The 19,299-nt window shown below is 68.8% G+C and carries 21 protein-coding genes and 1 tRNA gene; 15 read left to right on the top strand and 7 right to left on the bottom strand.

The features are described 5' to 3' along the window. From ACOJSF_RS12200 to ACOJSF_RS12170, 7 genes are all read left to right on the top strand, one after another. The coding region (locus ACOJSF_RS12200) for a SufD family Fe-S cluster assembly protein (protein WP_420142470.1) at nucleotides 1–180 on the top strand (180 nt) is incomplete at its 5' end. A gap of 114 nt (nucleotides 181–294) precedes the next feature. Further along, complete coding sequence (sufC, locus tag ACOJSF_RS12195) at nucleotides 295–1,038, top strand: Fe-S cluster assembly ATPase SufC (RefSeq protein WP_420142469.1); 744 nt, start codon at nucleotides 295–297, stop codon at nucleotides 1,036–1,038. Further along, complete coding sequence (locus ACOJSF_RS12190) at nucleotides 1,035–1,763, top strand: SufD family Fe-S cluster assembly protein (RefSeq protein WP_420142468.1); 729 nt, start codon at nucleotides 1,035–1,037, stop codon at nucleotides 1,761–1,763. Before sufC ends, ACOJSF_RS12190 begins: the two co-directional genes overlap by 4 nt. A gap of 104 nt (nucleotides 1,764–1,867) precedes the next feature. Then, entirely contained in the window at nucleotides 1,868–3,052 is a 1,185-nt protein-coding gene (locus ACOJSF_RS12185) for a cysteine desulfurase (RefSeq protein ID WP_420142467.1), read from the top strand. Then, nucleotides 3,049–3,513, top strand: coding sequence for an SUF system Fe-S cluster assembly protein (locus ACOJSF_RS12180; protein WP_420142466.1), 465 nt, complete (start codon nucleotides 3,049–3,051; stop codon nucleotides 3,511–3,513). The genes ACOJSF_RS12185 and ACOJSF_RS12180 overlap by 4 nt, the downstream gene beginning before the upstream one ends. A 19-nt stretch (nucleotides 3,514–3,532) precedes the next feature. After that, a complete protein-coding gene (locus tag ACOJSF_RS12175; RefSeq protein ID WP_420142465.1) occupies nucleotides 3,533–3,886 on the top strand; it encodes a HesB/IscA family protein in 354 nt (117 codons plus the stop codon). Between the two features lie 35 nt (nucleotides 3,887–3,921). After that, nucleotides 3,922–3,997: transfer RNA gene (locus tag ACOJSF_RS12170), tRNA-Thr, on the top strand. A gap of 7 nt (nucleotides 3,998–4,004) precedes the next feature. Here ACOJSF_RS12170 and ACOJSF_RS12165 read toward each other — a convergent pair. Both ACOJSF_RS12165 and rpoZ read right to left on the bottom strand, forming a co-directional pair. Then, nucleotides 4,005–4,310: a plasmid stabilization protein gene (locus ACOJSF_RS12165; protein WP_420142464.1), complete on the bottom strand. Its 306-nt coding sequence runs from the start codon at nucleotides 4,308–4,310 to the stop codon at nucleotides 4,005–4,007. Nucleotides 4,311–4,402: 92 nt separating this feature from the next. Then, nucleotides 4,403–4,744 carry a DNA-directed RNA polymerase subunit omega gene (gene rpoZ / locus ACOJSF_RS12160; RefSeq protein ID WP_420142463.1) on the bottom strand — a complete coding sequence of 114 codons (342 nt, stop codon included), beginning with the start codon at nucleotides 4,742–4,744 and terminating at the stop codon, nucleotides 4,403–4,405. A 62-nt stretch (nucleotides 4,745–4,806) separates the two neighbouring features. On the opposite strand from rpoZ, the gene ACOJSF_RS12155 reads away from it, so the two are divergent. Further along, a complete protein-coding gene (locus tag ACOJSF_RS12155; protein ID WP_420142462.1) occupies nucleotides 4,807–5,970 on the top strand; it encodes a phospholipase D-like domain-containing protein in 1,164 nt (387 codons plus the stop codon). Between the two features lie 3 nt (nucleotides 5,971–5,973). Here ACOJSF_RS12155 and ACOJSF_RS12150 read toward each other — a convergent pair whose 3' ends face one another. Beyond that, nucleotides 5,974–6,603 (bottom strand): class I SAM-dependent methyltransferase, encoded by a 630-nt coding sequence (locus tag ACOJSF_RS12150; RefSeq protein ID WP_420142461.1) that lies wholly within the window; start codon nucleotides 6,601–6,603, stop codon nucleotides 5,974–5,976. Nucleotides 6,604–6,945: 342 nt separating this feature from the next. Between ACOJSF_RS12150 and ACOJSF_RS12145 the strand changes: the two genes are divergently transcribed. Then, a complete protein-coding gene (locus ACOJSF_RS12145; protein WP_420142460.1) occupies nucleotides 6,946–7,830 on the top strand; it encodes a LysR substrate-binding domain-containing protein in 885 nt (294 codons plus the stop codon). A gap of 151 nt (nucleotides 7,831–7,981) precedes the next feature. Here the strand turns inward: ACOJSF_RS12145 and ACOJSF_RS12140 are convergent, their stop codons facing one another. Together ACOJSF_RS12140 and cydD are read right to left on the bottom strand one after the other, a co-directional pair. Continuing rightward, the gene (locus ACOJSF_RS12140; RefSeq protein WP_420142459.1) at nucleotides 7,982–9,592 is read right to left on the bottom strand and encodes an ATP-binding cassette domain-containing protein; all 1,611 of its coding nucleotides are present in this window, start codon (nucleotides 9,590–9,592) and stop codon (nucleotides 7,982–7,984) included. Continuing rightward, complete coding sequence (gene cydD, locus ACOJSF_RS12135) at nucleotides 9,589–11,217, bottom strand: thiol reductant ABC exporter subunit CydD (protein ID WP_420142458.1); 1,629 nt, start codon at nucleotides 11,215–11,217, stop codon at nucleotides 9,589–9,591. The genes ACOJSF_RS12140 and cydD overlap by 4 nt, the downstream gene beginning before the upstream one ends. Before the next feature lie 118 nt (nucleotides 11,218–11,335). Between cydD and ACOJSF_RS12130 the strand changes: the two genes are divergently transcribed. The 4 genes from ACOJSF_RS12130 to ACOJSF_RS12115 all read left to right on the top strand — a co-directional run bounded on the left by ACOJSF_RS12130 (nucleotide 11,336) and on the right by ACOJSF_RS12115 (nucleotide 15,041). Continuing rightward, nucleotides 11,336–12,901 (top strand): cytochrome ubiquinol oxidase subunit I, encoded by a 1,566-nt coding sequence (locus tag ACOJSF_RS12130; protein WP_420142471.1) that lies wholly within the window; start codon nucleotides 11,336–11,338, stop codon nucleotides 12,899–12,901. An 18-nt stretch (nucleotides 12,902–12,919) separates the two neighbouring features. Further along, nucleotides 12,920–14,059 carry a cytochrome d ubiquinol oxidase subunit II gene (gene cydB / locus ACOJSF_RS12125; protein WP_420142457.1) on the top strand — a complete coding sequence of 380 codons (1,140 nt, stop codon included), beginning with the start codon at nucleotides 12,920–12,922 and terminating at the stop codon, nucleotides 14,057–14,059. Nucleotides 14,060–14,081: 22 nt separating this feature from the next. Continuing rightward, entirely contained in the window at nucleotides 14,082–14,204 is a 123-nt protein-coding gene (cydX, locus tag ACOJSF_RS12120) for a cytochrome bd-I oxidase subunit CydX (protein WP_420142456.1), read from the top strand. A gap of 135 nt (nucleotides 14,205–14,339) precedes the next feature. Beyond that, complete coding sequence (locus ACOJSF_RS12115) at nucleotides 14,340–15,041, top strand: Crp/Fnr family transcriptional regulator (RefSeq protein ID WP_420142455.1); 702 nt, start codon at nucleotides 14,340–14,342, stop codon at nucleotides 15,039–15,041. 20 nt (nucleotides 15,042–15,061) lie between these two features. Here the strand turns inward: ACOJSF_RS12115 and ACOJSF_RS12110 are convergent, their stop codons facing one another. Beyond that, nucleotides 15,062–15,547 carry a hypothetical protein gene (locus ACOJSF_RS12110; RefSeq protein WP_420142454.1) on the bottom strand — a complete coding sequence of 162 codons (486 nt, stop codon included), beginning with the start codon at nucleotides 15,545–15,547 and terminating at the stop codon, nucleotides 15,062–15,064. A gap of 53 nt (nucleotides 15,548–15,600) precedes the next feature. Beyond that, nucleotides 15,601–16,251 carry an OmpW/AlkL family protein gene (locus tag ACOJSF_RS12105; RefSeq protein WP_420142453.1) on the bottom strand — a complete coding sequence of 217 codons (651 nt, stop codon included), beginning with the start codon at nucleotides 16,249–16,251 and terminating at the stop codon, nucleotides 15,601–15,603. 108 nt (nucleotides 16,252–16,359) lie between these two features. Between ACOJSF_RS12105 and hemN the strand changes: the two genes are divergently transcribed. Both hemN and ACOJSF_RS12095 read left to right on the top strand, forming a co-directional pair. Next, a complete protein-coding gene (gene hemN / locus ACOJSF_RS12100) occupies nucleotides 16,360–17,703 on the top strand; it encodes an oxygen-independent coproporphyrinogen III oxidase (RefSeq protein WP_420142452.1) in 1,344 nt (447 codons plus the stop codon). A 91-nt stretch (nucleotides 17,704–17,794) separates the two neighbouring features. Continuing rightward, the coding region (locus ACOJSF_RS12095) for a PAS domain-containing sensor histidine kinase (RefSeq protein ID WP_420142451.1) at nucleotides 17,795–19,299 on the top strand (1,505 nt) is incomplete at its 3' end.

Raw genomic sequence — 19,299 nt, 5'->3', positions numbered from 1 at the left:
ACCAGCAAGATCAGCGACGACCAGCTGTTCTACGCCATGTCCCGCGGGCTCGATCAGGAGGCGGCGGTCGCGCTGATCGTCAACGGCTTCGCCAAGGAAGTGCTGCAGCAGCTGCCGATGGAATTCGCGGTCGAGGCGCAGAAGCTGTTGGGCATTTCGCTGGAAGGGTCGGTCGGATGACCGCGCCGCCGCCTATCCCGTTCATCCTGAGCGAAGTCGAAGGATGGGCCACAAACGACGTGCTTGAAACACGTGCTTCGACTTCGCTCAGCACGAACGGAATTGATCCTTTCCATGCTTAAGATCGAAAACCTCCACGCCTCGGTCGGCGACAAGCCGATCCTCAAGGGCCTCGACCTCGCGATCAATGCGGGCGAGATCCATGCGATCATGGGGCCGAACGGCGCGGGCAAGTCGACGCTCGGCTACGTCCTCGCCGGTCGCCCCGGCTATGATGTCACCGCCGGTAGTGTGAACTTTGGTGAACTTTCGCTGCTCGACATGGCCCCGCACGAGCGCGCCGCCGCCGGCCTGTTCCTCGGTTTCCAGTATCCGGTCGAGATTCCGGGCGTGTCCAACCTGCAATTCCTGCGCGAGGCGCTCAACGCGCAGCGCCGGGCGCGGGACGAGGCGCCGTTGTCGGGCGCGGAGTTCCTGAAGCTCGCGCGCGCGCAGGCCGATGCGCTGGGTCTCGACGCCGAAATGCTCAAGCGCCCGGTCAATGTCGGCTTCTCCGGCGGCGAGAAGAAGCGCGCCGAGATGGTGCAGATGGGGATCATCGCGCCGAAATTCGCCATCCTCGACGAGACCGACAGCGGGCTCGACATCGACGCGCTGCGCGCGGTCGGCGCGGGGATCAACACGATCATGCGCAAGCCCGACAAGGCGGTGCTGCTGATCACACATTATCAGCGGCTGCTGGATTATGTCCGCCCCGATTTCGTCCACGTCCTGGCCGACGGGCGCATCGTCCGCACCGGCGGGCCCGAGCTGGCGCTGGAGCTGGAGCGCGAAGGCTATGGGGCGATCGCGGCGTGAGCACGCTTCCCACCCGTCGCGACGAGACCTGGCGCTATAGCGACCTGGACGCGGTCGCGCGCGTGTGGCCGGTGTCGACGCAGGTCCATGCCGTCGCACCGGGCGAAACGCTGGTGCGCGACATCGTCATCGACGGCGCGGCGGACATCGCGATCGAGGATCACGAGGTCGAGATCGGCGCCGGCGCGCGCGCCGAATTCCGCGTGGCGGCGGCGGCGGGCCAGTTGGGCCGAATCTTCATCAAGGCGAAGCTGGGCGAAGGCGCGCATTTCGGCCTGTCGGGCGCGATCGTCGGCGGGGGCACGAGCACGAACGAGATCGTGACGCGCGTCCTCCACGCCGAACCCGACGCCACCAGCAGCCAGACGGTGCGCGCGATCCTGGGCGGGCGCGCGACCGGATCCTATCTCGGCAAGGTCGCGGTCGCGCGCGGCGCGCAGGGCACCGACCGCCCCCAGTCGGTCAAGGCGCTGCTGCTCGACCGGTCGGCCACCGCCAACCACAAGCCCGAGCTCGAAATCTACGCCGACGACGTCAAGTGCGCGCATGGCGCGACGGTGGGCGAACTCGACGCGCAGGCATTATTCTATCTCGCCAGCCGCGGCCTGCCCCCCGCCGAGGCGAAGGCGCTGCTGCTGCGCGCGTTCGTCGGCGGTCTGTTCGAGGGCGAGGATGCGGGCGACCTGACGGCCACGATCGACGCCGCGCTGGAGAAGCTGCTGTGAGCAGCCTCACCCCCCCGTTCGCCCTGAGCGAAGTCGAAGGGCGTGCCGCAAGCGCCGCGCGTGCCCCCCGTGCTTCGACTTCGCTCAGCACGAACGGCGCTCCCTTGGACCGCCTCGCCGATTTCCCGGCCATCCCGGCGGGTTGGGCCTATCTCGACACCGCCGCGACCGCGCAGAAGCCGCAGCCAGTGATCGACGCGATCACGCGCGCTTATGGGGAAACCTATGCGACGGTGCATCGCGGGGTCTACCAGCGCTCCGCCGACATGACGCTCGCTTACGAGGCGGCACGCGCCGCCGCCGCGCGGCTGATCGGCGGGCAGGTGAACGAGATCGTGTTCGTGCGCGGCGCGACCGAGGCGATCAACCTCGTCGCGCAGAGCTGGGGCGGCACGCACCTCAAGGCCGGCGACCGCATCCTGCTCAGCCAGCTGGAGCATCATTCGAATATCGTGTCGTGGCAGCTGCTGCGCGACCGGACGGGCATCGAGATCGATGTCTGCCCGCTCACGCCCGACGGGCGGATCGACCTCGACGCGGCGGAGGCGATGCTCACGCCCGCGCACAAATTGGTCGCCTTCGCCCACGTCTCGAACGTGCTCGGCTCGATCCTCGACGTGCGGCGCGCAGCCGATCTGGCGCATGCCGTCGGCGCGAAACTGCTGCTCGACGGGTGCCAGGCGGTGCCGCGCCTGCCGGTCGACGTGGGCGCGATCGGCTGCGACTTCTACGTCTATTCGGGACACAAGCTGTACGGCCCGACCGGGATCGGCTGCCTGTGGGCCCGCGCCGAGATCCTCGACGCGATGCCGCCTTACCAGGGCGGCGGATCGATGATCGACAAGGTTACGTTCGAACGGACCACCTACGCCCCCGCGCCGACCCGGTTCGAGGCGGGGACGCCGCACATCGTCGGCGCGCTCGGGCTGCATGCCGCGATCGATTATGTCGAGGCGATCGGGCTCGACGCGATCCATGCGCACGAGGCCGCGCTCGTCACCCGCACGCGCGACGCGCTGCGCGATCTGAACAGCGTCACCCTGTTCGGGCCGGACGATGCGGCGGGGATCGTCAGCTTCGCGGTCGAGGGGGTTCATCCCCACGATGTCGGCACCATATTGGATGAGGGCCATGTCGCGATCCGCGCGGGCCATCATTGCGCGCAGCCGCTGATGGAGGCGCTGGGCGTGCCCGCGACGGCGCGGGCGAGCTTCGGGGTCTATAACGGCCCCGCCGACGTGGATGCGCTGGTGCGCGGATTGGAACGGGTAAGGCGGATCTTCGGATGAACGAGGAACGGAAAATCGCGATCGAGGAACTGGAGGCGGCCCCGCCCGCTCCCCCCAAGGCGCGCGTCGAGGATGCGCAGGCCGGCGATCGGCCGCGCGACTACCTGACCGGCTTCCTCGCCGAAAAGCCTGCGCCGCTGTCGGGCAGCGAGCCGGGCGGCGCGCTGTACGAGGCGGTGATCGACGCGCTGAAGGAAATTTACGACCCCGAAATCCCGGTCAATCTTTACGACCTGGGGCTGATCTATGGAGTCGACATCACCGACGACGGCCATGTCACGATCATGATGACGCTAACCACCCCGCATTGCCCGGTCGCCGAATCGATGCCGGGCGAGGTCGAACTGCGCGTCGGATCGGTGCCGGGCGTGGGCCTGTGCGACGTCAATCTGGTGTGGGACCCGCCATGGGACCCGCAGAAGATGTCGGACGAGGCCAAGCTCGAACTGGGCATGCTGTAAGGCACGGAAGGAAGAGATTATGGCGACGACCATCCGCGCACGCCCGGCGGCGCTGACGCTCACCCCCTCGGCCGAGGCGCGCGTCGCGGACCTGATGGCGCAGGCGCCCGGGGGCGCGATCGGCGTCAAGCTGTCGACGCCACGCCGGGGCTGTTCGGGCCTGGCCTATTCGGTCGACTATGTGACCGCCGCGAGCCCGCTCGACGAGAAGATCGCGACGCCCGGCGGCGATTTGTATGTCGACGGGGCGAGCCTGCTCTACCTGATCGGCAGCACGATGGACTGGGTCGAGGACGATTTCACCGCCGGCTTCGTCTTCGCCAATCCCAACGCCAAGGGGTCGTGCGGCTGCGGCGAGAGCTTCACCGTCTAGCCTTTCGGGGCGTTCTGGGGCAGGGCAGCGGACGGGCCGGCCTAGCTCAGCTGGTAGAGCAACCGCCTTGTAAGCGGTAGGTCGTCGGTTCGAGTCCGACGGCCGGCACCATCCATTTCTATTTGCCCGCGCGCTTGCGCCGCGTCTCCCAGCCCTTCTTCGCCGCCGCCGAGCGATCGGCCGCCGAGCGGCCCGCCGAGGCCGCGCCGCCCTTGCGGCCACCCTTGCGCGACGATCCGTGCGTGTCCGGCTTGCCGCGGCCCGAGCCCGACTTGTTGCCGCCGCCCGATTCCTTGTTCACCGCCGCCCAGGCACGCCGCTCGGCCTCCGCCTTCGGGACGCCACGATCTTCGTAGCCTTCCTCGATATGCTCGGCCTTGCGCTTCTGCTTGTCGGTATAGCTGCTCTTGTCTCCACGCGGCATGGTCTCTCTCCTTCGCCAGCGTCGGAAACGAACGCAAAGAGCCCCGGCTCCCATCGGGAACCGGGGCCCTCGGAAAAACGCGCGCGGCGCGCTTATTCGTAGTCGGGGCCGAGATTCTGCGTGCGCGGCGGGGCGGCGGCGGTGAGCCGGAGCGCCTCGGCCGAGGCGGACAGCGACCCGATCTCGTCGGGCGTATCCTCCTCGTCGATCTGGACCTTCTGCAGGTTCTGAACGACCGACTCGTGAAGATCCTCGGGCGTGATCGTCTCTTCCGCGATCTCGCGCAGCGCGACCACGGGGTTCTTGTCACGGTCGCGGTCGAGCGTCAGCTCGGCGCCGCCCGAAATCTGGCGCGCGCGCTGGGATGCGAGCAGCACCAGGTCGAACCGGTTGGGAATCTTGTCGACGCAATCCTCGACGGTGACGCGCGCCATCTAACGCTCCGCTGGGCAAGAAAGTGGGTGGTATCGGAAGGGTGGCGAGATAGGACGGCGAGGTGACCAAGTCAATCGAAGCCGCGAATTCGGCCCCCGCCTTCACCATCGACGGCAATGTGCTCGTCCCGCTCGTCACCGGGCAGGCGCGGCTGGAGGCGTTGCTGGCGCTGATCGACGGGGCCGAACGCAGCCTCCGCCTGCTTTATTACATCTACGCCGATGACGGCGCAGGACGCGCGGTGCGCGATGCGCTGGTGCGGGCGCGGGACCGGGGGGTCGCAGTCACTTTGGTCATCGACGGGTTCGGCAGCGACCTGCCCGACGCCTTCTTCGCGCCATTGACCGGCAAGGGCGCCGACATATGCCGTTTCCTCCCGCGATTCGGCCGCCGTTACCTGCTCCGCAACCACCAGAAGCTGATCCTGGCCGACGAGCGAGCGGCGATCATCGGCGGCTTCAATATCGAGGATAGCTATTTCGACGATGCGGGCGGGTGGCGTGACCTGGGCATCCGGATCGAAGGGCCGGCGGCGGGGCGGCTGGCAGGCTATTTCGACGCGCTCGCAAAGTGGACGCGCGCGCGCAATCCGCGCTTCCGCCGGCTGCGCGGCGCGCTGTCGCACTGGAGCAACCCGGGTGGACAGACCTGCTGGATGCTCGGCGGTCCGACGCGACATCTGAGCCCTTGGGCGAAAGTGCTCCGCCGCGACATGCTCGCGGCACGCCGACTCGACCTGATCGCCGCTTATTTCGCGCCGACGCCGCGAATGCTGCGCGGGATCGAGCGGATCGTCCGGCGCGGCGGGACGGCGCGGATCGTGACCGCCGCGAAATCGGACAATCAGGCGACCATCGCCGCCGCGCGCCATACCTATCACCGGCTGCTGAAGCGTGGCGTGCAACTGTTCGAGTATCAGCCGACGAAACTGCACACCAAATTGTTCGTGATCGACGATGTGGTCCATGTCGGATCGGCCAATTTCGACGTGCGGAGCCTGTTCCTCAATCTCGAGATCATGCTGCGCGTCGAGGATGCGGGCTTCGCCGCGCACATGCGCGCTTATGTCGATGGGGAAATCGCCGCCTCGCAAGCCATCACCACTGACATGCATGAGCAAGCGGGATGGATCACCCGCCTGCGCTGGTCGCTCGCTTACTTCCTGGTCGCGGTGATCGACGGCAACGTCACCCGCCGGCTCAATTTCGGTTCGGACGGACGCTGAGCGTCAGTCGCGCCACGCCCAGTAGAGCTGCGCCGGAGGCACGTTGACGGGTTCGAACGCGTGGTCGATCCGCTCGAACGCGGTCGCGAGGAAGTCGCGGACCTTGGGTGAGAATTGATAGACGAGGAATGCCCCGCCGGGCCGCAGCGCGGCGTGCGTTTCGGCGGCGATGCGCGGGCCCAGCCCCGCTGGCAAGGTCGAGAAAGGCAGGCCCGAAAGGACGTAATCGGCCTGCGTATGACCGTGATCGGCCATGATCTGGCGCACGTCGGCCGCCGAGCCCAGGACGGGTACGAACCGCGGATCGCTGATCGTGCGGCGCAGATAGGCGATGAAGTCGGGGTTGGTGTCGATCGCGAGATAGGTCGCGTCGGGCCCCATCCGGTCGAGTACCTCCTCGCAGAAAGTGCCGACGCCCGGACCATATTCGACGAACAGACGGCATCGATCCCAATCGGTGCGCGACAGCATGTTGCGGATGAGCCTGCGCGAGGAGGGAATGATCGAGCCGACCATCACCGGATTGCGCAGGAAGCCGCGGAAGAACATCGCCAGCGGCCCCGGCCCGCCCGATCGAGCCGCGCGGCGCGCGCCGGCCCGTTCCAATGCCTGCTCGCCAACAGGTGAACTCATTCCAACTCCTCGCCGCACGTCGGCTATTACCGAGCGTTCGCAAAAGCATGGGCCAAAGGCAAGCATTTGCCGTTGCCGGCCCTGCAACCGCAGGGCGCTGGAGAATCAACCCCGATCGGGCCCTGCCGATCCGAGGCGGATAAAAAAGGGGCCGATCCCGAAGGACCGGCCCTTGAAAGTTTAGGAGAGGATGCCTGAAAGGCGTGGTCTTTCTGCGTCCCGGCCGCTCATTGTGCAAGTGCGAAGCCCAGTACCGCGATTGCGAAATGCGCAATCCGCATGCATAAGGTGTGCGCCGGCGCGGGGCCGGATGGCCTTTGCAGCTTAGGGAGGTTCGGGCCGGTGCGACGACTGCCACCGCTTACCGCCGTCGAGGCGTTCGTCCAGGTGGCGCGATTGGGGTCGGTAAAGGCGGCAGCCGAGGAGCTTGCCCTCTCTTCGCCAGCGCTTAGCCGTCGCATCCAGGCACTCGAACGCTTCATCGGCAAGCCGCTGTTCGAACGGCGCCATCAGGCGCTGGTCCTGAACAAGGATGGACAGGCGCTGCTCGGCCGGGTCGCGCCCGCGCTCGACCAGCTTGCCATTGCAGTCGACGCAAGCAAGGGCGAGGCCGAGCTGATGCGGCTGCGACTGAACGTACCGCCGCTTTTTGCATCGCAGCGATTGATCGGGCGTCTTCCCGAGTTGCGCGAACGCCACCCTTCGCTCCACATCGATCTCGATACCCAGCCCCATCCCCTGGTCCGTTTGGGCGAAGGCCTGGATGCGGCGATCGTGATCGCGCGCGACATCGATCCCGCACTCTATTCACGCCAGATCGCGCGCAGCCGCATCGCCGCGATCGGCGCGCCGAGCCTGAAGGACGGGCCGAACGCGATCCGCACACCCGAAGATCTGCGGCGTGCGACCATCTTCGTCCACCGCGACATGGCGGAGCTGTTCCCCATCTGGCGCGAGGCGATCGGCATGCCCGATCTGCAGCCGGCCGCGATCGACCATTTCGACGCCGGTCAGCTGATCCTCGAAGCAGCGGCGCAGGGGCTCGGCGTGGCCTTCATGCTCGACGAACATGTCGCCGGCGGGCACGATCCGCGCCTCGTCCGCATCTTCGACGAGGTTGCCGACTCGTCCTATTCCTATTGGTTCGCGGCGCGGCGCACGGGTTTGAGCAACCGCGCGGTGAAGCTGTTCCACGACTGGCTGTTCGAGACGATCGCCCCGCACTAAAGCCGGACATCGTAACCGGATTGCAACCCGGACCTGCTATCGCATGCCTGCGCCAACAGGGGGTGCAGCATGTTCCGACTGATTCTCGCCATCGCCACCGGCATGATGGAGAAGACGCCGCGCCGCCGTCGTTGAAGCTGGCGCAGGCCCGTCACGCCGCCGCCCGGAGCAGCGGCGCCGTCACGTCCACACGAAGCGCGCACAGCGCCTGCGTCGCGGGCCGGTGGCTCGTGAGCAACAGCCCCTGGCCAGTCCGTGCGAGACGGTCGCGCAGGCGCGCGATGACCAGCGCCTCCGTCGCGGTATCGAGCCCCTCGCTCGGCTCGTCGAGCAATAGCCAAGCGGCCGGGGCCAGATAGGCACGCGCCAGCGCGATCCGCCGCCGTTCACCCCCCGACAGGCAACCGCCATCCTCGCCGATCCAGGTATCGAGTCCGTCGGGCAGCGCCGCGACCAGATCGTCGGCGGCGGCATCGTGCACCGCCTGCCGCAGCGCCTCCTCCGATGCGCCCGGGTCGGCCAGCAGCAGATTGTCGCGTACCGTCCCGGCGATGAGCATCGCATCCTGCGGCGCCCAGCCGAAGCAGCGACGCAGGCGCGCCGGATCGGCGTGCGCCACATCATGCCGGCCGAGCCAGGCCCGATCGGCGGGGAGGGCACGCAGGCCGAGCAGCCCCTCGATCAACGTCGTCTTGCCGCTGCCCGACGCCCCCGCCAACAGCAGGCGGCTTCCCGGCGGGTGCGCCATCGCGCCATCCTGCGCGAAACGCAGCGTGAGACAAAGCGGGTCGGCGGGAACGGCCGCTTCGTCCTCTGCCAGCCACGTCTCGAGCCTCGCTTCCGCCTCCTCCACCGCGCCCTGTTCAACGAAGGTGCGGAGCAGCGGAACCGCGCCGTCGATCGTCATCGCCGCCGCCAGCGCCACGAGCGCGGCCAGCGCCGGCCCGGCCTCCGCCGCGAGCAACGCGGAAAGGCACGCCGCGCCGGCGAGCGTCGCGGCGTGGAGCAGTTCGACCCACGCACGCGCCTGCGCCTGGCGCTGCTGCTGAGCGGCGAGGCCGTCCGCGCTGGCCACGATACGCGCCGAAGCCCAATCCTCAAGCCCGAGACAGCGCAGTTCAGGCGCGGCCACCAGCAGTTCGGCGATGTCCTGCCGCATCACGCCGGCGGCGCGCTGGACCGCGCGGCCGGGCGCGTCGAGCCGGCGGGCGAGCAACCGCCCAAAGAGCAGGAACGCCACGAGCAGCAGAGCTGTCGCGCCCGCCGCCGCGATTCCCGCGATCGCGGTCAGCGCAATCCCGCTCAGCGCGGCGGCGGCGACGCTTGCCGGCGCGGACAGGCGGACGAAGCGATTTTCGATCGCGTCGACGTCCTGGATCATGCGGGCGGTCGCCTCCCCGGTGCCGAGCGCGAGCGATCGCGCGACCGGCGCGGCGCAGATCGCGCGGAATAGCGCCGGGCGGATGCGTGCAAGCGCGCCGAAGGCGGCAGCATGGCTCGTCAACCGCTCGCCATAGCGCGCACCGGTGCGCACGATCGCGAGCAGGCGGATCATCGCGCTCGGCAGCATATAGTTGAAGCCCATCGCCACGGCGGACCCGGCCATCCCCGCCAGCGCGGCGGCGGTGATGAACCAGCCCGAGACGCCGAGGAGCACGACCGAGGCTGCCCCCACCAGTCCCGCCAGCAATCCGGCGCGGAGGAGGAGCGGGCGCGCGCGCCGCCGCTCGTCGCGCAGCAGCCGATCGATTGCGCGGCTCACAGCCGCACCACGCGGTCTGCGACCGCCGCCAGTGCGATACTGTGCGTCGCGATCAGCGCGGTACGCCCCCGGCAGGCCGCGCGGATGGTATCGATCAATTCGAGTTCGGCGGCGGTATCGAGATGCGCGGTCGGTTCGTCGAGCAGCAGCAGCGGCGCATCCTTCAGCATCGCACGCGCGATGCCGATCCGGCGGCGCTCGCCCCCCGACAGCCCCCCACCGCGCGCGTCGAGCGGCGCGTCCAGCCCGCCGGGGCGGCGTAGCAACGTTAGGAGCCCGGCCCTTTCGATCACCTGCCGCAGGCATGCCTCGTCGACCTCGTCACGGCCGAGACAGAGATTGTCGCGGATCGAGCCGGCGACGATCAGCGGCACCTGCCCCGCCCACGCCGCGATCGGCGACAGATCGGTGCCGATCGCCCCATCCGCCCGCCAGGTGCCGCCGCTGAGCGGGGCGAGGCCGATCAGCAGATGGAGCAGGCTGCTCTTGCCGCTGCCCGACGGCCCGACCAGCGCGACCGTCTCGCCCGCGCCGACGTCGAACGAAAGATCGGCGACGGCGGGGCGGCGATCGGCCGCGTAGCGGATCGATACGTTGCGGAACGAGAGCGCCGGCGGCTTGGTGATGAATGCTAGGGGCGGAGCGGGCGTTTCGACCGGGATCGCGGCGAGCCGATCGGCCGCCGCCTCGGCCGCCTGCTTGTCGTGATAGGCCGCCGCCAGCCGGCGCATCGGCGCGTAGAATTCGGGCGCGAGCGCGAGCACGAAGAAGCCCTCCCCCAGCGTCAACGTCTCCGCCACGGGGAAGGGCAGCAGGCCGAGCAGGTTGAACCCGACATAGACCGCGACCAACGCGACCGACAAAGCGGCGAAGAATTCGAGCGCGCCCGAGGACAGGAATGCGACGCGCAGCACCCTGAGCGTCCGCGCTGACAATTCCTCCGCCGCGCGGCCGAGCCCCTCGGTCTCCCGCGCGACGGCGCCGAAGGCGAGCACGACCGGCAGCGCGCGGATGCGATCGACGAAACGCGACGAGAGACGCGAGAGCGCGACAAGCTGGCGGCGCTGCTCGTCCGCCGCAGCGCCGCCCGCCAATGCCATCGCGGCGACGAAGGGGATGAGCGTGCCGACCAGGATCAAGGCGGCGACGGGGCTGGCGAAGGCGGTCGCGGCAAGCACCAGCAGCGGGCCGAGCGCCGCCGCCTTCCGCGCGGGCAGGAAGCGCGCGACATAACCGTCGAGCGCGTCGACCTCGTCGACCAGCATGCTCATCAGCCCGCCGGCGGTGCGGTCGGAGTCGCGCCCGTGGAAACAGGCGGCGATCAGGCGCGCGCGCAGACCGTCCTTCATTGTCCGGGCCGAGGCCGCGCCGCGCCGCGCCGCGAGCATCGCCGCGACGCCGCGCCCCACCCCCGCCGTGCCGGCGAGCAGCAGCCAGGACCACGGGCGCATATTCCCCTGGGCAATCGCCACCACCGTGCCGGCCAGCCCGGCGGCGAATGCGATCGCGCATAGGCTGTCGGCGAGCAGCAGCATCGTCGCGCCGCGCGCCACGCCGGCCGCGCCGATGCCCGACTTCAGGAAAGCGCGCGCACCCGCGCGCCGGTCGATCGCTGCTCCGCTCATGCGGCACATCGCTAGCGAAACGCACGCGCCGGGCTTTGACGGGCGTCAATGTCGGTCGCGCCACGCAGCCCTAGCCGGCATCCTCACGGGCCTGTCATTGGCTCGGGGGAGACTGATGATGGACCTTGGGGTCGTCGACCTGTCGCGGCTGCAATTCGCGCTGACCGCGCTGTACCACTTTCTATTCGTGCCGCTGACGCTCGGCCTCAGCTTCATGCTGGTCATCATGGAAGCGATCTATGTCATGACCAACCGGCCGATCTGGCGCGAGACCACGCGCTTCTGGGGCAAATTGTTCGGCATCAACTTCGTGCTGGGCGTCGCCACGGGGCTGACCATGGAGTTCCAGTTCGGGACGAACTGGTCCTATTTCTCGCACTATGTCGGCGACATCTTCGGCGCGCCGCTCGCGATCGAGGGGCTGATGGCCTTCTTCCTCGAGGCGACGTTCGTCGGCCTGATGTTCTTCGGCTGGAACCGTATGTCGAAACTGGCGCACCTGATCGTCACCTTCATGGTGGCGCTGGGGACCAACCTGTCGGCTTTGTGGATCCTGATCGCCAACGGCTGGATGCAGAACCCGGTCGGCGCCGCGTTCAATCCCGATACGATGCGGATGGAGGTCGTCGATTTCGGCGCGGTGCTGTTCAATCCGATCGCGCAGGCCAAGTTCGTTCACACCGTGAGCGCGGGCTATGTCTGTGCGTCGGTGTTCGTGCTGGGCATTTCCGCCTTCTATCTGCTGCGGGGCAAGTGGACCGCGGTCGCGCGGCGCTCGATGACGGTCGCCGCCGCGTTCGGGCTCGCATCCTCGCTATCGGTCGTCGTGCTGGGCGACGAGAGCGGCTATGCGCTGACCGACAACCAGCGGATGAAGCTCGCCGCGATCGAGGCGGCGTGGCACACCGAGGAGGCGCCGGCCGGGCTGACGCTGATCGGCATGCCCGATTCGGTCGCGCGCACCACGCGCTATTCGGTCGAACTGCCCTGGGCGCTCGGCGTGATCGCGACGCGCAGCCTCGACAAGCAGGTCACCGGCATGTCCGAACTGGTGCTGAGGGCGCAGGAGCGCATCACCTCGGGCGTGATCGCCTATGACGCGGTCGAGACGCTCAAGGGCAACCCGCAGGACGTGGCCGCGCGCGCCCAGTTCGAGGCGCACAAGCGCGACCTCGGCTACGCCCTGCTGCTCAAGCGCGAGGTCGCGGATCCGCGCCAGGCCACGCCGCAGCAGATCGAGAAAGCGGCGTGGGACACGGTGCCCAGCGTGCCGCTGATGTTCTGGAGCTTCCGCGTGATGGCGTTCATCGGCTTCGGCATGATCGCGCTGTTCGCGACCGCGTTCATCCTCTGCTCGCTGCGCCTTCACCTGCAGACGCCGTGGTTCCTCAAGCTCTGCGTCGCGGCGATCCCGCTGCCGTGGCTCGCGATCGAGCTCGGCTGGATCGTGGCGGAGATGGGGCGGCAGCCATGGGCGATCGAGGGCGTCCTGCCGACCTTCCTCGCCACCTCCTCGCTGACGCGGGGTGCTTTGTGGACCACGATCATCGGCTTCACTGCGCTCTACGGCACGCTGGCGGTGATCGAGGTGCGGCTGATGCTCGCCGCGATCCGCAAGGGCCCATACGACCAGGATCCCGCGCCCCTTCCGGGCGACTTGCCCGCCGTGCCCGTCACCGCCTGATCCGGAAAGGACCTGACCATGTTCGATTATGAAGTCCTGCGCCTGATCTGGTGGGCGCTTCTGGGGGTGCTGCTGATCGGCTTCGCCCTCACCGACGGCTACGATCTCGGGGTGGCGGCATTGCTGCCCTGGGTCGCCAAGTCCGATGCGGAACGGCGGATGGTGATCAATACCGTCGGCCCGACGTGGGAGGGGAACCAAGTGTGGTTCATCCTCGGCGGCGGCGCGATCTTCGCCGCATGGCCGTTCGTCTACGCGGTCAGCTTTTCCGGCTTCTACCTCGCCATGTTCGTGGTGCTGGCGGCGCTGATCCTCCGGCCGGTGGGGTTCAAATACCGGTCGAAGAAACCCGATCCGGCGTGGCGGACGCGCTGGGATTATGCGCTGTTCATCGGCGGGTTCGTTCCTGCGCTGGTGTTCGGCGTGGCCGTCGGCAACGTGCTGGCCGGCGCGCCCTTCCGCCTCGATGGCGATCTGCGCGCTTTCTACGAGGGCAGCTTCCTCGCGCTGTTCAGCCCCTTCACCCTGCTGTGCGGCCTCCTGTCGGTGGCGATGCTGGTGCTGCACGGCGCGGCTTGGATCACGATGAAGGTCGAGCATGGCCCGGTCTACGACCGGGCCCGCCGGTTCGGCTCGCTCGCGTCTCTGCTGTCGGTCCTGTTGTTCGCGGCTGGGGGCGCCTATGTGGCGCTCGGTGACCTCGGCTACCGGATCGTCGGGGCGGTCGATCCGCTCGCGGCATCCAACCCGCTGCGGACCACGACCGAGGCCGCGGGCGGAAGCTGGCTTGCCAATTACTCCGCTTATCCGTGGATGCTCGCTGCCCCGGCGCTGGGCTTCCTGGGGGCGCTGCTCGCGCTGGTGGGCATCCGGCGCGGCAGCGAGGCGATGAGCTTCACCGGCTCCTCGGCCTCGGCGGCCGGGATCATCGCGACGGTGGGCCTGTCGATGTTCCCGTTCATCCTGCCGTCGAGCATCGACCCGCATTCCAGCCTGACCGTGTGGAACGCCTCGTCGAGCGCGAAGACGCTCGGGATCATGGTGATCGTGACCGTGATCTTCCTGCCGATCGTGCTGGGCTACACCGCCTGGGCGTTCAAGGTGATGTTCGGCCGGGTGACGACGCAGGAAGCCACCACCAACCCCGATTTCTACTGATCCGACGAAAGGAAACCCGACGATGTGGTATTTCACCTGGGTGCTGGGCCTGGGCCTGGCGGTCGGCTTCGGCATCCTCAACGGGATGTGGCACGAATTCCACCTGCCGCTGAACGACGATTCGGATCCGCAAGCGCGCTACTGATCCGAGCCGGAGAAGAAGGAAAGGCCGCCGCGACGGACTCGCGGCGGCCTTTTCGCGTCCGCGCCTTGACCGCGATCAAGCTACGGGAATCTACGCAACGACGGCGCGGCGCGGGTGCGGCACAAGCACGCCACCATGACACAGCATCACTGCGCGGACTGCTCGGTCCGCAAACTCTCGCTCTGCGGCACGCTCGACGATCGCGAGATCGCGGATCTCCGCGCGATCGGGCGGCGCCAGCAGTTCCGCAAGGGCGAGGCCGTCGCCTGGGCGGGGGACGAGCGGATGGTGTGCGGCAACGTCCTGTCGGGCGCGCTCAAGCTGTCGGCGTCGACCGGCGACGGGCGCGAGCAGACCGTGGGGACGCTCTACCCGTCCGATTTCGTCGGCCGCCCGTTCGAGCGTGGCGAGCACTTCACCGTCACCGCATTGTCGGACAGCGAATTGTGCGTGTTCCCGCAGCGCCCGTTCGAGGATTTGTTGGAGCGCCATGCCAAGATGGAGCGCCAGCTCCTGCGCCAGACCTTCGCCGCATTGGACGATGCACGCAAGCAGATGCTGACGCTCGCGCGCCGGTCGGCAACCGAGAAGGTCGCGGGCTTCCTGCTCGACATGGCGGCGCGCGAGGGCGGCAAGGCCGCGCGCGCGACCGCGAACGGGCCGCTGACGTTCGACCTGCCGCTCAATCGCGGCCAGATCGCCGACCTCCTCGGCCTGACGATCGAGACGGTCAGCCGCCAGCTGACCAAGCTCAAGGCGGATGGAATCGTCGCCCTGCCGGGGGTGCGCGCGGTCACGATCCGCGATGAAGCGCGGCTGCGCGCCCGCGCTGGCTGAGCGTCGCGCCGAGAGCGGGATCAGACGCAGGCCGGCATGCAGGCGCGCTCGGTAAGCAGCGTGCGCGCGGACGCGGTCAGGCGGTCGGGCGCGAGCAGCAACGGCAGCAACTGCTCCAGCAGCGAAACCTCACGGCACGTCGCGAACACCGATCGGAACATATAGCCGATCGTATCGGCGGACGGCCGGCTGGGCGCTTCGGCGCCCAGCATGTCGGCCAGGTCGGCGGCCTCGACGGACAAAGCCGCGCGACGACACTGCAGACGCGCGAACAGACGCGCGCCGAGCGGCGTGGCCGCTTCGCGGGCGTACAGATGGGCAAGCAGATAGCCCGCCGCCGCTGCCTCGCCAGGAAGCAGCTTGCGCAGCTCGACGCGCAGCGCGGCGGCCTCGATCGCATCGGGCAGAGCCGGCAGCGCATCGGCTGCCCGTTCCAAGCGCCCGCACGCGGCGAGCCAGCGCTGATGTTGGGCGACAAGAGGCACCAGATCGATCTCGTCGATCATGTGCCAGGAAGATTGGAGCCGCCGTGGCGACGGCTCCGTACCGGCGGTCACGATCAGAACCGCATGCCCAGGCCGATGCCGAACACGAACGGATCGATATGCACCCGCTCGCGATTGACCAGCGTGCCGGTCGTCAGCCGCGCCTTGGTGTCCATATCGATATATTTCACGTCGAAGTTCGCGAAGACGCGTTGGGTCAGGTCGATGTCGACGCCCGCCTGGAGCGCGTAGCCGAAGCTGTCCGACAAACGGACGTTGGTGCGGCCGACCGCGGTGTTGAGCGCGCTCGACGCCTTTTCCGAATAGAAGATCGTGTAGTTGACGCCCGCGCCGACATAGGGGCGGACGTGCGCCGTCGGCATGAAATGATATTGCAGCGTCAGCGTCGGCGGCAGCACCCAGGTGCTGGCGATCCTGCCCACCGGCGCCAGCGCGGCCTCGCCGTTGATGTCATGCTTGGTCGTGCCGAGGATCAGCTCCGCACCGATATTGTTGGTGAACATGTAGGTGAAGTCGAGCTCGGGCGCGAAGCTGTTGTCGACCGAGGTCTTGCCGGTCGGGAAGGTCGGCTGGACCGGCCCGGTCTTCTCATTCGGCGCGACCATGATGCCGCGCAGCCGGACGAGCAGGTCGCCCGCTTCGGCCTGAGCTGCGGCTGGGGCGAGCAGCAGGACGCCGGCCGCCGCCATCAACAAAGTGCGCATGGTGATTTACCTCCCGTGTTGGAACAGGAGCGGCGGCTAGGCCCGGTGCGGGGTGCCGACATTGACGGGCGTCAAGGAACGGCGCGGTTGTTCGGGACAGAAGAAAGCATGGCCAGCTTTCTCGCAGATCTCGCCGCGCGTCCGGCGCCACGCTACACCAGCTACCCGACCGCCGCCGAATTCGGCCCATCGGTGGGGGCCGCCGCACAAGGAGAGGCACTCGCCGCTGTCGCGCCGGGGACGCCGGTCGCGCTGTACGTCCACGTCCCTTATTGCCAGGCGATATGCTGGTATTGCGGATGCAATACCGGCCCGGCTGGCAAGCCCGAACGGCAGGCCCGGTATCTCGACACATTGAAGCGCGAGGCCGGGATGGTGGCGGCGCGGATGCGCGGCCGGGTCGTCTCGATTCATTTCGGCGGGGGCAGCCCCAATGCGCTGCGCGCGAAGGATCTCGCCGCCTTGATCGGCTTCCTGCGCACGACGTTCGACAGCGTGGAGCGGCCGGAAATTGCGGTCGAGCTCGATCCGCGCTTCTTCGACGCCGCTTATGCCGCGGCGCTGGCCGCCGCCGGGGTAACGCGCGCCTGCCTGGGCGTGCAGACCTTCGCGGCCGACGTGCAACAGCGGATCGGGCGGATACAGCCATATTGGCGCGTGGCCGAAGTGGTGCGCGGCCTGCGCTACGCCGGCATCCGCCATCTGACGTTCGACCTGATGTATGGCCTGCCCGGCCAGGGCCCGGACGACGTGGCCGGGACGATCGAACAGGCGGTGGGCCTGCACCCCGATCGCATCGCGATGTTCGGCTATGCGCACATGCCCGCGTTGCTCCCGCGCCAGCGCGCGATCGACGCGGCGGCGCTGCCCGATACCGCAGCGCGCTTCGCGCAGAGCGAACTCGCGCGCGTAATGCTGATCGAGCGCGGCTATGACGCGATCGGTTTCGATCATTATGCGCGCCCCGCCGACAGCCTTTCGCAGGCCGCCGCGCGGGGCGTGCTGCGCCGCAATTTCCAGGGTTTCACCGATGAACCCGGCGGCGCGGTGATCGGCCTCGGCGCATCGGCGATCAGCCAATATGACGGCCTGCTCGTGCAGAACGAGAAGCACGAGCAGAATTATCGCGCGCGGATCGAAGGCGGCATGCTCGCGGGCTGCCGGGGAATCGCGCGCGGCGCCGACGAGCGGATGCGCGGCGACGCGATCGAACGGCTACTGTGCGACGGGCGGGTCGATCTGGCGGAAGTTGCCGGCCGCCATGGCCGCCCCGCCGCCGCTTTCGCCACCGCGCTGCCCCAGATCGACGGGCTGGCCGCGCGCGCGCTGCTGGATCGCGACGGTTGGGCGATCGCGATGACCGAGGCGGGCCGCCCCTACGTCCGCCTCGCGGCCGCCGCCTTCGACGCGTGGCGCGATGGATCGGCCGGGCGATTCAGCCAGGCGGTCTAGTGATTCCGGCGCGCATCCCTGCCGGCGCCGCGTGCCGGGCTTGGGTTTGCCGGCTGACGTGCCTATCGTCGCCGGCGGACATGCGATGGACATGAGGCGACAGCCAGTTTCGACGCCGTGGCCCGAGCGCCTGCTCGTGCTGGCGATGGCCGTTCTGGTCCTGACGGCGGTGTGCGGATCGGTCGCAATCGGGCTCACCGCCGCCGGCATCTCGCCGCTGTGGCTGGTTCCCGCGCTCGCTCTGTCCAGCAGCATCATCGCGCTGGCGATCCGGCGCACGCGGCAGGCCAAAGCGCCGCCATCGGCCGACGCGATCGAGGCCGCGCGGCTTGCGCGCGAGCTGGCCTTGCTGGTCGACGGCGCGTCGACCTACGCCATCTACATGCTCGATCCGCAGGGCCGGATCACGATCTGGAATGCGGGGGCCGAGCGGATGAAGGGCTGGCGCGAGCAGGAGGTGCTCGGGCGTCATGTCGCGTTCGTCTATCCCGCCGACGAGGTCGCCGCCGGCAAGCCGCAGGCCGACCTGGCGCGCGCCGAGCGCGACGGCCGGCTGGAGGATGAGGGCTGGCGCGTCCGCAAGGACGGGACCGAATTCCTGGCGAGCGTCACGCTCACCGCGCTGCGCGATGACGACGGCGCGCTCATCGGCTTCGGCAAGGTGATCCGCGACGTGACCGACGAACGCGCGGTGCAGGCAATGGTCGACGCGCGCGAGGACCAGCTCCGTTCGATCCTCGCGACCGTGCCCGATGCGATGGTGGTGATCGACGATGCCGGCACGATCACCTCGTTCAGCGCGGCCGCCGAGACTTTGTTCGGCTGGTCTGAGACGGAGATCGTGGGCCGCGACATTGCGCTGCTGATGCCTGAACCCGATCGGAGCGAGCATCACGGCTATATGGCGCGCTATCTTGCGACCGGCGAGCGCCGGATCATCGGGACACGCCGCCGCGTGCTGGGGCTGCGGCGCGACGGGACGACCTTCCCGCTCGAACTGTCGATCGGCGAGGCGTCGGGCGGCGGTCAGCGCGTCTTTACCGGCTTCATCCGTGATCTCTCCGCGCGCGAGGCGGCGGAAGCGCGCCTGCGCGAGATGCAGTCCGAACTGACGCACGTCTCCCGCCTTAGCGCGATGGGAACGATGGCATCGACGCTCGCGCACGAGCTCAACCAGCCGATCGCGGCGGTCGCGAACTATGTCGAGGCGTCGCGCGACATGCTGGCAAACCCGCCCGACGCCGAGACGCTGGCCGTATTGCGCGAGGCGCTGGGCGAGGCGGCGGGCGAGGCGTTTCGCGCGGGCAACATCGTCCGCCGCCTGCGCGCGTTCGTCGCGCGGGGCGAGGTGGACACCAGCGTCGAGCCGTTGCCCGCCCTGATTGGCGAGGCGGCGACGCTCGGCCTCGCCGGCATCGCCGAGCGCGGTGTGGCGAGCCAAACACACGTTGCCGAGGATGCCGGCCCCGTGCTGGTCGACCGCGTCCAGATCCAGCAGGTGCTGGTCAATCTGATGCGCAACGCGGTCGAGGCGATGGCCTCGCAGGGCGGCGGCGAACTGGGCATCCGTGCCGCGCGCGACGGCGACATGGCGCA

The organism is Sphingomonas sp. (assembly GCF_048594985.1).
GTDB lineage: Bacteria > Pseudomonadota > Alphaproteobacteria > Sphingomonadales > Sphingomonadaceae > Sphingomonas_I.
This window is presented reverse-complemented; position numbering and strand designations above follow the sequence as displayed.

Excerpts from the sequence above, each read along its gene's own strand:
- sufC (WP_420142469.1), top strand. The coding sequence starts at position 295 with ATGCTTAAGATCGAAAACCTCCACGCCTCGGTCGGCGACAAGCCGATC.
- ACOJSF_RS12180 (WP_420142466.1), top strand. The coding sequence starts at position 3,049 with ATGAACGAGGAACGGAAAATCGCGATCGAGGAACTGGAGGCGGCCCCG.
- ACOJSF_RS12175 (WP_420142465.1), top strand. The coding sequence starts at position 3,533 with ATGGCGACGACCATCCGCGCACGCCCGGCGGCGCTGACGCTCACCCCC.
- ACOJSF_RS12165 (WP_420142464.1), bottom strand. The coding sequence starts at position 4,310 with ATGCCGCGTGGAGACAAGAGCAGCTATACCGACAAGCAGAAGCGCAAG.
- rpoZ (WP_420142463.1), bottom strand. The coding sequence starts at position 4,744 with ATGGCGCGCGTCACCGTCGAGGATTGCGTCGACAAGATTCCCAACCGG.
- ACOJSF_RS12150 (WP_420142461.1), bottom strand. The coding sequence starts at position 6,603 with ATGAGTTCACCTGTTGGCGAGCAGGCATTGGAACGGGCCGGCGCGCGC.
- cydD (WP_420142458.1), bottom strand. The coding sequence starts at position 11,217 with ATGAGCGGAGCAGCGATCGACCGGCGCGCGGGTGCGCGCGCTTTCCTG.
- ACOJSF_RS12130 (WP_420142471.1), top strand. The coding sequence starts at position 11,336 with ATGGACCTTGGGGTCGTCGACCTGTCGCGGCTGCAATTCGCGCTGACC.
- cydB (WP_420142457.1), top strand. The coding sequence starts at position 12,920 with ATGTTCGATTATGAAGTCCTGCGCCTGATCTGGTGGGCGCTTCTGGGG.
- cydX (WP_420142456.1), top strand. The coding sequence starts at position 14,082 with ATGTGGTATTTCACCTGGGTGCTGGGCCTGGGCCTGGCGGTCGGCTTC.
- ACOJSF_RS12115 (WP_420142455.1), top strand. The coding sequence starts at position 14,340 with ATGACACAGCATCACTGCGCGGACTGCTCGGTCCGCAAACTCTCGCTC.
- ACOJSF_RS12110 (WP_420142454.1), bottom strand. The coding sequence starts at position 15,547 with ATGATCGACGAGATCGATCTGGTGCCTCTTGTCGCCCAACATCAGCGC.
- ACOJSF_RS12105 (WP_420142453.1), bottom strand. The coding sequence starts at position 16,251 with ATGCGCACTTTGTTGATGGCGGCGGCCGGCGTCCTGCTGCTCGCCCCA.
- hemN (WP_420142452.1), top strand. The coding sequence starts at position 16,360 with ATGGCCAGCTTTCTCGCAGATCTCGCCGCGCGTCCGGCGCCACGCTAC.